The organism is Sinomonas atrocyanea, from assembly GCF_030811715.1.
In the GTDB taxonomy this organism is placed as follows: Bacteria; Actinomycetota; Actinomycetes; order Actinomycetales; family Micrococcaceae; genus Sinomonas; species Sinomonas atrocyanea_A.
Genome location: NZ_JAUSRH010000011.1, coordinates 109,452 through 122,464, shown reverse-complemented (window position 1 = coordinate 122,464; position 13,013 = coordinate 109,452). Strand labels below are relative to the sequence as shown.

The following is a 13,013-nucleotide window of genomic DNA, read 5'->3' as shown; positions in this document are numbered from 1 at the left end:
TCTACCTTTACTTTTCAGGTACGTGTCGAGAGTGCTAATGCGACGTCCTATCCTACCCCCGCCTGGGACGGGGTGAGATGTGCATCACAGGCAACTAATGTTCATCATTGGACAATATTGCGGGCCCGCGCGCAACCCCGCTTGGGAAGCCGGGTTCCGGGATCCCAGACGGAGGTGGCCAGTATCACGACCGGACGCCGACTGCGTCCTCGACGGCGGCCCGGATCCTCGCGTGCAGCCCGCGCAGCCCGGCGCGGTCGAGGCGGGCCTCGATGATCTCGCGCCCCGCCCGCCGGGGAGCCGAGAGCGCGGCGGCGGCCTCCGCCGTCGTGCGCACGAGCGTGTGCCGCACCCCGTACGCGGCCGCGAGCGCGCGGAGGTCGGCGTGGTGCGGCGTGCCGAAGAGCCGCTCGACCGCCGCGGCGGCGCCCGGGCGGTCCTCGGGGTCGCCGCCCACGCGGCCGTGCTCGAGGACGCCGAAGATGGCGCCGCCGGCGTCGTTGAGCACGACGGCGCGCAGGTCCGGTTCCGCTTCCCCGTCGCCGATGAGCAGCCCGCCTGCGTCGTGCAGGAGCGTGAGGTCCCCGAGGAAGAGCGTCGTCTCGGTGCGGCGGCCGAGCCACAGGCCCGTGGCAGTCGAGAGGGCACCGTCGATCCCCGCGAGGCCGCGGTTGGCGAACACGCGGGCCAGCGGCTGGGTGGGCGGCGGCGCGGCGAGGTCCACGTCGCGGATGCCGTTGGAGGACCCGAGCATGAGCTGGCCGCGCGAGGTCTCCCACACGAGCTGGGCGAGGCGGGGGCCGGTGAGCACGGCGCCGGGGCCGGCGATGATCCGGTCCACGGCCTCCTGCGCCGCCGCACCTGCGAGCAGCCATGCGTCGAGCCAGCCCTCGGCGCCGCGGCCGGCGAACCCGGAGAGCACGTCGAGGTCGTCGATGAGCCGCTCCCGGCGCCGTCCCTCGCGGAACCATGCGGCGGGCCGTGCGTGGTACAGGGCGGTCTGGACGCCCTCGCGCGCGAGGAGCTGGGTGACCGGCCGGGAGAGCGTGGGCCGTCCGAACAGCACCACGCGCTCGATGAGCTCGCCGGGGCGGCCGTCGAGCAGGAGGCGGTACGGGCCCACCGCGTGGCCGCCGAAGCGGGCGTTGGACGTGGGCTCGGCGAGCAGCGGCAGGCCGTGCGCGGCCGCGAAGGCCTCGGCGAGCGGGCCCGCGCCGTGTCCGGCGAGGACCACAGTGCGCCGCGGGGGCAGGCCCCCGAGCGCCGCGACCGGCGGGCGGCGGTACGCGTACGGCTGCACGGGCGGGGCTTCCCACCCTCCGGAGGGGGGCTCCCAGCCCTCCTCGGGCACGAGCGGCTCGCGGAAGCACAGGTTCAGCTGCACCGGTCCCGCGGGAACGCCCTCGAGCGCTCCGATCGCCGCGGAGAGCGCAGTCCGGACCGGGGACGACGGCGAGGCACCCGCCTCCACCGTGGCGGCGAACCGCACGTGCTCGCCGAACAGGTCGAACTGCTCGGTGGTCTGGTTGGCGCCGGTGCCGTGCAGCTCCTCCGGGCGGTCCGCCGAGAGCACGATGAGCGGGACCTCGGCGTGGTTCGCCTCCATCACGGCGGGCACGAGGTTGCCCACGGCCGAGCCGCTCGTGGTGACGACCGCCGTCGGCCGCCCCGAGGAGAGGGCGGCGCCGAGCGCCGTGAAGCCGCCGTCCCGCTCGTCGATCCGGACCACGAGCTCGAGGTGTCCCCGCCCCTCGGCCTCGGCGAGCGCGTACGCGAGCGGCGCGCTGCGGGAGCCGGGGCAGACGACGATACAGCGGACGCCGCCCGCGAGCAGCGCCGAGACTGCCTCGCGGGCGGCGTCGAGGGAACTGAGGGGACTCACATTCCCATCGTAGGGTTTCGGCCGCGCTCGGCCACCGGGCTACTTGGCGTGGACCGCCGGGAGGACCTGGACCACCGAGGGGCGCGGCGTGCGGGCCTGGCCGCGGGCCGGGGCGGCACCCTCGCCGACGTAGTCCGGGAAGAGGGAGTGCGGGCCCTCGAACGTGCCCTCCTCGCCCGGGTGCTGGACCGAGACGTACACGTGGCGCTCCTCGTCGTGGACGATCGGGCCGCAGGTCTCCGCGTCGCGGGGCACGGAGAGGAACTGCTCGACCTTGCCGCGCTCCGGCCCCTCGAGGGTGACCCTGAAGAGCCCGTCGTTGTAGCCGATCGTGCTGGGGGCACCGTCGGTGGCGATCCAGAGGTGGCCCGAGGAGTCGAACGCGACGTTGTCCGGGCAGGAGATCGGCGAGACCTTGTCCTGGGGGTAGCCGGCGAAGTAGGTCGCCTGGTTCGCCGCGGGGTCGCCGCACACGAGGAGCAGGTTCCAGCCGAAGGTGGTGGCCGTCTGGTCGCCGCCGTCCTCGGTGATCTCGACGATGTGGCCGTCCCGGTTGAGGGCGCGCGGGTTGACCTCGGTGGGGCCCTCCTTGCCGGGCTTGCCGCGGTCGGTGTTGTTGGTGCAGACCACGTACACCTTGCCCGTGCCGGGGTGGGGCTGGACGTCCTCGCAGCGGTCCATCTTGGTGGCGCCGGCCTTGTCCGCGGCCAGGCGCGTGTGGACCAGCACCTCCTCGACGCCCATGCCCTCGATCGCGCTGCGGCCGTCGACGACGAGCGGGAGCCAGGCGCCGCGGCCGTCGAAAACCCCGTCGGCGGGGAGGGCACCCGTGCCGCCGATCTCGGCTGCCGGGGAATCCCCGGTGAACTTTGCCACGTAGAGGTTGCCCTCGGTCAGGAGGGTCTTGTTGTGGGCGCGGGCCGCGGCCGAGTTCCCCGGCCGGTAGGTGCCCTTGGAGACGAACTTGTACAGGTAGTCGAAGCGCTCGTCGTCGCCCGAGTACGCCACGGCCCTGCCGTTTGCGGCGATGTGCACGTTGGCGCCCTCGTGCTTGAAGCGGCCGAGCGCCGTGTGCTTCTTCGGCGTGGAGGTGGGGTCCAGGGGGTCGACCTCCACGACCCAGCCGAAGCGGTTCGGCTCGTTCTCGTAGCCGGGGGTGCGGGCGTCGAATCGGGGATCGTCCAGTTCCCAGCCGCGCACGGTGCCCTTGTCGGAGAGGCCGTAGCGCCTGTCGGCAGCCGAGGTGCCGGGGGTGCGGAAGTAGCCGTTGAAGTTCTCCTCGCCGGAGAGGACGGTGCCCCACGGCGTGGTCCCGCCCGCGCAGTTGCCGAGCGTGCCCCTGACGGTCCGGCCGTCCGGATCTGCGGACGTCCGCAGGAGCGCGGACCCGGCGGCGGGGCCGGTGAGCTCGTACTCGGTGTCGAGGAGGTAGCGCCGGTTGAGCGGGGCTCCCTGGACGTAGCGCCACGGCGCATTCTTGTTCTGGCGGGCGAGCTCGACGACGGAGAGGCCGTGCGCCGCACGCGCGACCGCACGGACGCGGGCGGCATCCCCGGCGAGCTGGGCCGCCGGGAACATGATGTTCTCGTTCGTGTACTCGTGGTTGGACACGAGGACCGCGCGCCGGCCGTTCGGGCCGTCGAGCCGGATGATGTCCGTGTAGTCGTTGTTGTAGCCGAACTGGCGTGCCTGCGCCTCGGCGGTCTGGTTCTCGATGTCGAACGCGGGGGCGTCGGCGAAGAGCGGGTCGCCCCAGCGGACGATGGGCTGCCAGGCGTAGCCCCGGGGCACGGTGAACTCGTCGGCAAGCCGGTCCACGGGCTTGATCGGGGTGAAGTCCAGCGGGCTGTTCGTCCCGTGGGCCGCGGGCGGGAGCCGGGTCGCGGCCGCCTCGGCCCTGCCGCCGGTGAAGGCGAGGGTGAGGGCGCCCGCGAGGCCCAGGCCCAGAGCCGAGCGGCGCGAGATGGCGCCGGCGGCGATGTCGCGGAAGTAGCTGTTGCCGGAGCCGTTGCAGACCTCGTTGAGGCAGGCGTTGTCGCACTTGAGCGCGCACGTGACGGCGCTGCGCTTGCCCCGGACGTGGGCCAGCATCGGCAGGAAGGTTCGGCGGGGATCAGACAAGGGTTCATCCTTCGGGTGCGGGGTCGGTGCCCACCCAGCCGATCACTCCCAGGAAAAACCCAGCCTATGTGGAGGTTAAATCAAGGTTAATGCGGGTCTCCCCCGTCGCACCCGGCGGCCGAGGCTCGCGCTAGTGCGCGGCTGCGAGGAGCGCGTGGCACCGGCGGAGGCGGTCGAGCCACCACTGCCGGCGCTCCTCGGGCGCGGCGTACCGCGTGAGCAGCTCGGGGTCGGGCACCGCGCGCTCGGCGAGGCGGTCCGCGGGCAGGAAGCCGACGTCCGGCACGAGGGCCGGGGACACGACGTCGTGCGCGAAGAGCGCCCCGGTGCCGAGCCCGCACGCGTGCGGCAGGGACGGCAGCGCGGCGGCGAGCGCCACCCCGGCCGCGAGCCCCACGGAGGTGTCCAGGGCCGAGCTGACCACCGCGGGCAGGCCGGCCTCGCGGACGATCTCGAGGGCCCGGCGCACCCCTCCGAGCGGCGCGGCCTTGACGATGATGAGGTCCGCGGCGCGGGCGCGGGCCACCCGCAGGGGATCCTCCGCTTTGCGCACGGCCTCGTCGGCGGCGATCGGCACGGGCGTGCCGCGCGCCTCGAGCAGGGCCCGCACCTCGGCGAGCCCGTTGATTCCGGGGACGGGCTGCTCGGCGTACTCGAGGCTGAACTCGCCGAGCCGCACGAGCGCCTCGACGGCCTCGGGCACGGTCCAGCCCGCGTTGGCGTCCACGCGCAGGTCCGCCTCGGGCAGGGCGTCGCGCACGGCGGCGACCCGGGCGATGTCGTCGGCGAGCGACTGCCCGCGCTCGGCGACCTTGACCTTGACCGCCTGCACCGGCCCGAACGCCGCGAGCACGTCGCGCACCTGCCCTGCCGGCACCGCGGGCACCGTCGCGTTGACCGGCACCCGGGCGCGCACCGGCTCGGGGAAGCCCTGCCACGCCGCCTCGATGCCGGAGGCGAGCCAGCGCGAGGCCTCCGCGTCCCCGTACTCGAGGAAGGGGGAGAACTCGCCCCAGCCGGCGGGCCCGCGGAGCAGGAGCGCCTCCCGCTCGGTCACGCCGCGGAACCTGACGCGCATCGGCAGGCGCACGACGGCGGCACCCGCCTCGAGCTCGGCAAGGTCCGGCGGGGCGGGGCGTGGGGCAGTGGTCACGTGCCCACTGTACGCACGGCTCCGTCGAGCAGGACCCAGGAGGCGAGGCCGGCGAGCACGATCACCGCGGCGAACGAGGCGAGCCACACGGCGGAGGGAACCCCGGTCTTGCGGGAGAGGATGTAGGCGTCGGAGCTGGCGAGCTCGCGGCGCCGCCGGGTGTGGACGGTGACCACGTTCCACCAGTCGCGGGCGGCACCGAGCACGAGGGCGAGGCCCACGGCGAGGGTGATGTGGACCTGGGTGTCCGGGGGCACGGCCACGACGATCACGGCGACGGCGAGGATCGCCCCGACGAGGATCAGCACGCCCTGGAGGTTGCGGATGAAGAGGAACACGAGCGCGAGCAGCACGACGGCCACCGACAGCGCGGCCCGGCCGAACCCGGCGGCCGAGGCCCACACGAGCACCGCCCCGACCACGGCCGGGGACGGGTAGCCCCAGAAGCCGAACCACACGGCCCTCCCCCGGCCCACGCCGTGGGTGGTGCCGCCCTGGTCCATGCGCAGCGTGATGCCGGTGACGCGCATCCCGGTGGCGAGCCCGGCGAAGGCGTGCCCGAGCTCGTGCACGATCGTGACGAACCGGCCGAAGATCCGCCACAGGAACGGCACGATGCACAGCGCTGCCGCGGCGGCGAGCAGCAGGGCCAGCTCCGAGGCCGGCACGGCGAGGGGCTGGGTGCGGGCGAAGCCGCCCACGAATCCGTCGACGAATGCCTGCCACCAGTCCTTGATCACGCCTCCCGAGGGTAGCCGAGCCCGCTGGGAGCATGCCGCGCCGGGCGGAAGCGGTCCGGTCGCGGAGACCGCACACGTGTCAGGTACACTGCGGCCATGACCCGCAAGGCCACAGCACTCGACGTCGCGCGCCGCGCAGGCGTGTCCCGCAGCGCCGTCTCGCTCGTGCTCAACGGGCGCGGCGACGGAAACGTGGCCAAGGACGCCCAGGAGCGCATCCTCGCCGCGGCCGCCGAGCTCAGCTACACGCCGAACGCGATCGCGCGCAGTCTCCGCGACCAGCGCTCCCGCGTGATCGGCCTCGTCTCCGACCAGGCGGTCACGAGCCCGTTCGACGGCGAGGTCATCGCCGGCGCCGACGCGCTCGCCCGCAGCCGCGGGTTCGTGACCCTCGCCACCGACACCGAGCAGGACGCGGTCCGCGACCTCGACGCGGTGCGCACGCTGCTCGACCGGCAGGTCGACGGCCTCATCTACGTCACGGTGGGCCTGCACGCCCTGCACGTTCCGGACGGGATGCTCAGCGTCCCCTCGGCGCTCGCCAACTGCTACGCCTCGGCGGACTCCCCGGCCGGCGCCGAGGGCCTGCCGTCCGTCCAGCCGGACGAGGTCGCGGGTGGCCGCGACGCCGCCGCGCACCTGATCGCCCTCGGCCACCGGCGCATCGCGTTCCTCGGCGGCGAGTACACCTCCCCCGCGGTCGCGCTCCGCGAGGCCGGCTTCCGGGCCGCCATGGCGGAGGCCGGGCTGCCCGTGCGCGAAGACTGGGTCCTCGAGGCCGGGTGGGACATCGCCCCCGGGCACCGGGCCGCCACCGCGCTCCTCTCGGCGTCCGCCTCCGAGCGCCCCACCGCCCTGCTCGCGGGCAACGACCGCGCCGCGGTGGGCATGGTGCTCGCGGCGGCGAGCCTCGGGCTCGAGGTCCCCCGCGACGTCTCGATCATGGGCTACGACGACGAGCGCCGCGTCGCCGAGGTCATGGTCCCGCCCCTGAGCACCGTCGCGCTGCCCCTGCGGAAGATCGGCGAGGAGGCCATGCGCGCCGTCCTCGGCGCACTCGCTGCCGAGGCCTCCTCCGCGCGCACGACGCCGGCCGCCTCCGCGGGCGCACCGGCCGCGGAGCCGCTGCTGGTCCCCTGCAGGCTCGTCGAGCGCGCGTCGACGGCCCCCGCGCCCGCCTGAGCCCGGGCCTGGGCGGCCGGCCCACCCGTGCGGCCGCCCGGTGGGACGCAGAGGCGGCCGCACACCGTTACGCCGAGGCCTCGGGAGCCTCCGGCACCGCGAGGCGCCAGGCGGCGACGGCGACCCCCGGGCCGGCCTCGAGCCGGTACCCGGTCCCGGGTCTCGGGTAGGCACGCAGCGTCGTCGGGACGCCGCCGGAGGGGTAGACCTCGATGACCGAGGCGTCGACGAGCACCCGCACCTCCCGGCCGGGGCCGTGCTCCCCCTCCCAGACGATCTCGTCGCCGAGGAGCAGCCGGACGCGGCCCTCGCCGGTGAGCACCGCCTCGGCCTGGTCGGGAAGCGCAAGCCGCGTGCCGCCGTCGTGCGCGGGACCGCCAGCGGTGATCTCCTCTGCGCGCAGCGCGGACAGCTCGGGGGCGGGCCGCAGCTCGATCGCGTCTCCGTCGACGCGCAGCTCCCGCGGGAAGGTCAGGAGTCCGGACCAGCCCGCGGCGTCGCAGTCCTCCTGGGTGCGCCCCGGCAGGCCCGCGGCGGCGACCTCCTTGGCCCATCCCCACACCAGGACGCGGCCGGGGCCGTCGCCGGCGGCCATCTGGAGGCCCTGCGGGGCGTAGAAGGAGCCGCCGAGGTCGGTCAGGCCCGCGGCGCGCGGCGCGAACACGGGACGCCCGGTGCCCGGGTCGAGCGCGAGGGACCCCACGAGGTGGCCGACTCCGCTGAGCCGGTGGTCCCGCCACAGCGAGAACACCGCGACCCAGTCGTCGCCGCAGCGCAGCAGCTGCGGGCACTCCCAGATGTTCGCCTCGGGCAGCGCTGCCGCGACGGGATCCTCGGAGGTGAGCCAGACGCCGTGGTACTCCCACGCGGCGAGGTCGTCGGCGCCGTAGAGGAGCACGGCCGCGTGGCCGCTGTCCAGGCCGGCGCCCTGGATCGCCCAGCGTCGCCCGGCGAACTCGAACAGGAACGGGTCGCGGACCGCGACCACGCGCGGGTCCTCCGGCATGCCGGCCGCCACGGCGCCGTCCTGCACCCACTCCCCCAGATCGGCGGAGCCTCGGGCGAGCACCACCTGGGACCGGCCGGACTGGTCGAGGACCCCGGAGTAGACCGCGGTCGGGGTGCCGGCGTCGACGGTCACCACGCCGGTCCAGCACCCGTACGCGTCCGGGCCGCCGTCCTGCGGGGTCAAGGCTGTGGGGTGGGCGTCCCAGCGGACGAGGTCCGGCGAGCTCATGTGCCCCCAGCGGATGCGGTGGTGCTGCGCCGAGTCGGGGTTGTACTGGAAGAAGACGTGCCACCGGCCGCCGGCGTACGCGATCCCGTTGGGGTCGTTGAGCCAGCCCCGCTCGGGCCGCGGGTGGAGGCGCGGGAAGGATCGGTCGGGGTGGGCCGCCGCGCCGGGGGGCGTGGCGGGGGCCGGGGCGGGGGCGGTCTGCGCGGAGGTCATGGAGGCTGCTTTCTACTTGCCTGCGCCGGCGGTGAGGCCGTCGCGGAGGGTCCGCTGGCCGATCAGGAAGACGATCAGCGCGGGGATCATGGACAGGACGACGCCGGCGAGGACCACGGAGATGCTTCCGGTGCCCATGTTCCCCTGGAGGGAGACGAGGCCCAGGGGCAGCGTGAAGTTCTGCTCGGAGATGGTCAGGATGAGGGGCCGGAAGAACTCGTTCCAGTGGAAGTTGAACGCGAGGATCCCCACGATCGCGAGGCCCGGCATGGCCAGGGGTGCGTAGACGGAGCGGAAGATGCGGAACGGGGACGCGCCGTCGATCGCCGCGGCCTCGGCGAGCTCGGCTGGCAGGCCGAGGAAGTACTGGCGCATCAGGAACGTGCCGAACGCGGTCGGGATGGCCGGCAGGATCAGCGCCAGGAGCGTGTCGGAGAGCCCCATGCCGCGGATCAGCATGAACACGGGCACGATCGTGACCTGGACCGGGACCATCATGGTCGCGAGCACGAGCGAGAAGAGCGCGCCCTTGCCGCGGAACCTGAGGAACGCGAAGGCGTAGCCGGCGAGCGCCGCGGAGACCATCTGGCCGAGGGCGATGAGCCCCGTGACGAGCGCGCTGTTGAGGACGAGCAGCGCCATGTCGACCTGCTTGAAGACCTGCGCGTAGGAGGAGAAGTCCGGGCTGAGCGGGAGGAAGGCCGGCGGCAGCCTGAGCGAGTCGGCCGGGGCGCGCAGCGAGGTCGAGAGGGTCCACAGGACCGGGCCGAGGGTGAGGGCCGCCGCTGCGGCGAGCACGGCGATCCGGCCGAGGACGGACCACGCGAACGGACGACGCCGGCGGCTCGCCGGGGCGTGGGGGCTGCGGTCCCGCCGGGCTCGGGCCACACCGGAACCCCGGTCGGAGGGGGCGGGGCGGTCGGGGGAGGCGGGGACGGGGGTCGCGGTGGTGGTCATGGGGGCCTCACTGGTAGAAGACGAAGCGCTTGCTGAGCCGGAACTGGAGGGCCGTCACGGCCATGATGACGAGCATGAGGACCACGCCGATCGCTGAGGCCTTGCCGAACTGGAGCTGCTGGAATGCGGTCTCGAAGATCACCATGACGGCGGTGCGGGTGGAGTCCCCGGGGCCGCCGCGGGTGAGGACGTAGGGCTGGTCGAAGACCTGGAGCGCGTTGATGATCGCCATGACGGACGCGACGAGGGTCGTGGGGCTGATGAGCGGGAGGGTCACGTGGCGGTGCCTGCGCCACCCGGTCGCCCCGTCGAGGGAGGCGGCCTCGTATGTCTCCTGCGGGATCGAGGACAGGGCTCCGAGGAACAGCAGGAACGAGAACCCGAAGTTCTGCCAGACGTACACGAGCACCACGACGCAGGCGGAGCCGAACGGCGTCGTGAGCCACGGTACGGCGGGGATGCCGACCGTGCCGAGCAGCCAGTTCACCACGCCGAACTGCTCGTTGAACAGGTACTTCATGAAGATCGAGACGCTGGCCGCGGAGAGGATGAGGGGGAAGAAGAACGCGGAGCGGAAGAAGACGCGCAGCCAGTTCGGCAGGCGTTCCTGGAGGAGGACGGCGAGCCCGAGGGCCACCCCGAGCTGGAGGACGACGGCGACGACCACGAAGGCGATCGTGTTGCCGAATGCGACGCGCACCGTGGGGTCCGCGGCCATCTCGGTGAAGTTGTCGAGCCCGGCGAACTGGGGGGCGCTGATGATGTCCCAGCGGAAGAATGCCAGGAGCACCGAGGCGACGATGGGGATGACGGTGAACACGCCCATGCCCACGATCGTGGGGGCCAGGAACAGCCACGCCATGAGGCGGGAGCCGCGCGAGGCGCTCGGCGCGGTAGTGGGGCCGCCGGGAGCCCCGGCCCGGATTGCGGCGCGGCCCGCACGGACTCCTGCACTGGGGCGGGCGGCGGTGGTGCTCATGCGGTCCTCCTGAGGGCCAGCTCGAGGTCGTTCTGGAGGGAGGCGAGGGCGCTCTTGAGCTGCTGCTCGTCCCCGCTCACGGCCAGAGAGACGTTCTTGATGAGGGCGGTCTCGACGGCCGCCTGCTGGGGCGGAGCCGGGATCGGGCCGGTCGTGGGGAACCGGTCGAGCGTGTCGTAGAAGACTTTCCAGTGGGCTGGCCCCTTGCCCGAGTACAGGGCCTCGTTGACCATGGAGCGGCGGGCCGGGGTGGTGGTCGGCGTGGAGAAGAGCAGCTCCATGGCCTCGCGCGAGGCGCTGAACTTGATCCACTCCCAGGCGGCGTCCTTGTCCTTGGCGGTCTTCATGATCGCGTAGCCGGCGGTGCCGAACTGGTGGCGCTGCGCCGCTGCTCCGGAGCCGGTGGCCCACCGGGGGAAGAACTGGACGTCGAAGTCGCCCGGGCCCATGCCCGCCTCGGCGAGGCCTTGCACCCAGTAGCCGCCGGCCGGCGTGGCCCCGATGCGGCCCGAGGCGAAGAGGCCGACGAGCGAGTTGCCCCCGCCCTCCTCGGGCCGGACGCCGAGGCCGTCCTTGACGAGGCCGCGGAGGAAGTCGAAGGTCTCGTAGACCCGCGGGTCGTCCGCGTTGGGGGCCTCCCACAGGTACCCGCCGGAGCGGGTGGCGCGCGAGCGGTCCGAGGCGTAGAAGCCGTCCCACAGCCAGTTCCCGCCGGTCGCGCGCCGCTCCGTGAGGACGGAGGTGCCGTTCGCGTAGAGCCACGGGACCACGCCGCCGAAGAGCCGGTTGGTCCAGTAGTACGGGGTGAAGCCGCTCGGGTTGGCACGGCGCATCGCGGCGAGCGCCGACCGGAAGTCGAGATGGGTCCAGTCGTCGGCCGGGCGCGAGAGCCCAGAGGCCGCGAAGACCTTGGTGTTGTAGTACATGTCCGCGGCGTTCCAGTCCATCGGGAGCTGGTAGAGGCTGCCGCGGTACATGAAGGCCTCGACGAGGCTCGGGTGCACGTCGGCGAAGTATTCGGCCATGACCGCGGCGTCCCGGCGGATGTAGTCGTCGAGGGGGTGCGCGAGCTTCTCGGCGAAGAGCTGGGCGCCCTCGGTGGCGACGTAGACGACGTCGGGCGGGTTGCCCGCCGCGACCATCGTGAGGATCTTGCTGAAGAAGTCCTTCCAGTCCACGGCTTGGATGCCCTGCACGCGGACCTTGATCTCGGGGTGGAGGCGCCGGAAGGCGTCGACCACCTTCTGGCGGGCCGCGGCGTCCGCCGCGGTGCCCAGGATGGCGATGCTGAGGCTGCCGTCGTTGCGGCCGGGGATGTCGGTGCCCGTCAGGCGCGGCCACGAGGCCGCGGTGGCTCCGAGGATTCCGACGCCGAGGGCCCCGAGGGCGGTGCGCCGCGAGATCTCCCGCAGCCCGAATGAGTCGCCCATGACTCTCCTTCTGAAGGGTGGTGTGCGGCACTGGACCGCTCCTAACACGTGTTAGGAATCGTAGATGTGACGTCTAACACGTGTCAAGTGAGGTTCGGGCCCTCTTCGGCGCCCGTCCCTGAGGCACGGCTGGTTTGGCCCGCGCACAGGCGGGTATGGGACTCTGGGTGTCATGCCAGCACCGATCCGAGCTCCCGAGATGACGCAGGCAGCGCGCCCCAAGACCGCCGAAGGGGACGCCGGCGCGGCACACGGCGGCCCCCGGTTCGCGCCCTTCCCGCTCGCCTCGCTCGCCGCGATCGCGGCCCTGCTGGCCACCTACCTGTTCTTCGTGCGGACCACCACGGGCCAGTACATCGACGAGTCGGCTCTCGTGGAGGCCACCGACCTGTACGGCCCGGCCAGCAAGGCGTCGCTGCGCTTCCTGGACTACCTCCCGCTCATCTCGGTGGGACTCGGCGCGGTGGGCCTCGGCTACGCCTGCCTCGTACGACGCCGATGGGCCGCCTCGCTCATGGCCCTCGCCGCGGCGGGTGGTGCCAACCTGGCGACGCAGCTCCTCAAGAATGACGTCCTCACCCGCCCGTACCGCGGGATCGAGACCTTCGCGGGGAACTCCCTGCCCTCGGGCCACACGACCCTCGCGGCCTCCGCGGCGGCCGCGGTGTTCCTCGTGGCCTCACCGCGCTGGCGCCCCCTCGTGGCGTTCGCGGGCGGGACGTACGCCGTGGGCACGGGGATTGCGACGCTCGTGAACCAGTGGCACCGGCCCGCTGACGTCGTGGCGGCGTTCCTCGTGGTGGCGGCCGTGATGTCCCCCGCCGCCTGGCTCGTGCTGCGCAGGGGCGGCAGCTGGAACACGTGGGAGGGGTTCGGCAGCCATCCCGGGTCCTGGCGGCTGTGGGTGGCGCTGCCGACGCTGATCGGCCTCGGCGCCGCGGCGGTGGCCATGGTGGCCCTGGTCCGGATCGCTCCGGGGTTCGGGAGCGAGGTCAGCACCACCAACTACTTCTGGGCCGGGTGCGCCTTCATCGTCATCAGCGGGTACCTGGTCGTGACCGCGGCCTCGTGGCTGCTCGCGGCCGCCTCGCGTGGACGCTGATCCGGCCGCGGCGTCCG

Annotated in this window: 10 protein-coding genes; 2 read left to right on the top strand and 8 right to left on the bottom strand. The window is 73.5% G+C overall.

Annotated elements, in window-relative coordinates; genetic code table 11:
* Positions 1-184: 184 nt before the first annotated feature.
* The 4 genes from menD to J2W21_RS15690 all read right to left on the bottom strand — a co-directional run bounded on the left by menD (position 185) and on the right by J2W21_RS15690 (position 5,896).
* Positions 185-1,882, bottom strand: coding sequence for a 2-succinyl-5-enolpyruvyl-6-hydroxy-3-cyclohexene-1-carboxylic-acid synthase (gene menD / locus J2W21_RS15705; RefSeq protein ID WP_307115446.1), 1,698 nt, complete (start codon positions 1,880-1,882; stop codon positions 185-187).
* Positions 1,883-1,921: 39 nt separating this feature from the next.
* The gene (locus tag J2W21_RS15700; RefSeq protein ID WP_373423119.1) at positions 1,922-3,973 is read right to left on the bottom strand and encodes a PhoX family protein; all 2,052 of its coding nucleotides are present in this window, start codon (positions 3,971-3,973) and stop codon (positions 1,922-1,924) included.
* A 160-nt stretch (positions 3,974-4,133) separates the two neighbouring features.
* Positions 4,134-5,081, bottom strand: coding sequence for an o-succinylbenzoate synthase (locus J2W21_RS15695; RefSeq protein ID WP_373423118.1), 948 nt, complete (start codon positions 5,079-5,081; stop codon positions 4,134-4,136).
* A 71-nt stretch (positions 5,082-5,152) separates the two neighbouring features.
* Positions 5,153-5,896, bottom strand: a complete 744-nt coding sequence (locus J2W21_RS15690; RefSeq protein ID WP_307115443.1) for a M50 family metallopeptidase — start codon at positions 5,894-5,896, stop codon at positions 5,153-5,155.
* Positions 5,897-5,992: 96 nt separating this feature from the next.
* Here J2W21_RS15690 and J2W21_RS15685 point away from each other — a divergent pair, with 96 nt between their 5' ends.
* The gene (locus tag J2W21_RS15685; protein ID WP_307115442.1) at positions 5,993-7,078 is read left to right on the top strand and encodes a LacI family DNA-binding transcriptional regulator; all 1,086 of its coding nucleotides are present in this window, start codon (positions 5,993-5,995) and stop codon (positions 7,076-7,078) included.
* Positions 7,079-7,145: 67 nt separating this feature from the next.
* Here J2W21_RS15685 and J2W21_RS15680 read toward each other — a convergent pair whose 3' ends face one another.
* The 4 genes from J2W21_RS15680 to J2W21_RS15665 are packed head-to-tail and all read right to left on the bottom strand — an operon-like array spanning position 7,146 to position 11,894.
* On the bottom strand, positions 7,146-8,528 hold the full coding sequence (locus J2W21_RS15680; protein ID WP_307115441.1) for a glycoside hydrolase family 32 protein: 1,383 nt from the start codon (positions 8,526-8,528) through the stop codon (positions 7,146-7,148).
* A 12-nt stretch (positions 8,529-8,540) separates the two neighbouring features.
* A complete protein-coding gene (locus J2W21_RS15675) occupies positions 8,541-9,485 on the bottom strand; it encodes a carbohydrate ABC transporter permease (RefSeq protein ID WP_307115440.1) in 945 nt (314 codons plus the stop codon).
* Positions 9,486-9,492: 7 nt separating this feature from the next.
* Positions 9,493-10,464: a carbohydrate ABC transporter permease gene (locus J2W21_RS15670; RefSeq protein WP_373423117.1), complete on the bottom strand. Its 972-nt coding sequence runs from the start codon at positions 10,462-10,464 to the stop codon at positions 9,493-9,495.
* On the bottom strand, positions 10,461-11,894 hold the full coding sequence (locus J2W21_RS15665; protein WP_307115439.1) for an ABC transporter substrate-binding protein: 1,434 nt from the start codon (positions 11,892-11,894) through the stop codon (positions 10,461-10,463). The genes J2W21_RS15670 and J2W21_RS15665 overlap by 4 nt, the downstream gene beginning before the upstream one ends.
* 172 nt (positions 11,895-12,066) lie before the next feature.
* On the opposite strand from J2W21_RS15665, the gene J2W21_RS15660 reads away from it, so the two are divergent.
* Positions 12,067-12,996 (top strand): phosphatase PAP2 family protein, encoded by a 930-nt coding sequence (locus J2W21_RS15660; RefSeq protein WP_307115438.1) that lies wholly within the window; start codon positions 12,067-12,069, stop codon positions 12,994-12,996.
* Positions 12,997-13,013 lie beyond the last annotated feature (17 nt).

Bases quoted from the DNA above. Each gene is read 5' to 3' on its own strand.
- J2W21_RS15700 (WP_373423119.1), bottom strand. From the start codon at position 3,973: ATGCTGGCCCACGTCCGGGGCAAGCGCAGCGCCGTCACGTGCGCGCTC.
- J2W21_RS15695 (WP_373423118.1), bottom strand. From the start codon at position 5,081: ATGCGCGTCAGGTTCCGCGGCGTGACCGAGCGGGAGGCGCTCCTGCTC.
- J2W21_RS15685 (WP_307115442.1), top strand. From the start codon at position 5,993: ATGACCCGCAAGGCCACAGCACTCGACGTCGCGCGCCGCGCAGGCGTG.
- J2W21_RS15680 (WP_307115441.1), bottom strand. From the start codon at position 8,528: ATGACCTCCGCGCAGACCGCCCCCGCCCCGGCCCCCGCCACGCCCCCC.
- J2W21_RS15675 (WP_307115440.1), bottom strand. From the start codon at position 9,485: ATGACCACCACCGCGACCCCCGTCCCCGCCTCCCCCGACCGCCCCGCC.
- J2W21_RS15670 (WP_373423117.1), bottom strand. From the start codon at position 10,464: ATGAGCACCACCGCCGCCCGCCCCAGTGCAGGAGTCCGTGCGGGCCGC.
- J2W21_RS15665 (WP_307115439.1), bottom strand. From the start codon at position 11,894: ATGGGCGACTCATTCGGGCTGCGGGAGATCTCGCGGCGCACCGCCCTC.
- J2W21_RS15660 (WP_307115438.1), top strand. From the start codon at position 12,067: ATGCCAGCACCGATCCGAGCTCCCGAGATGACGCAGGCAGCGCGCCCC.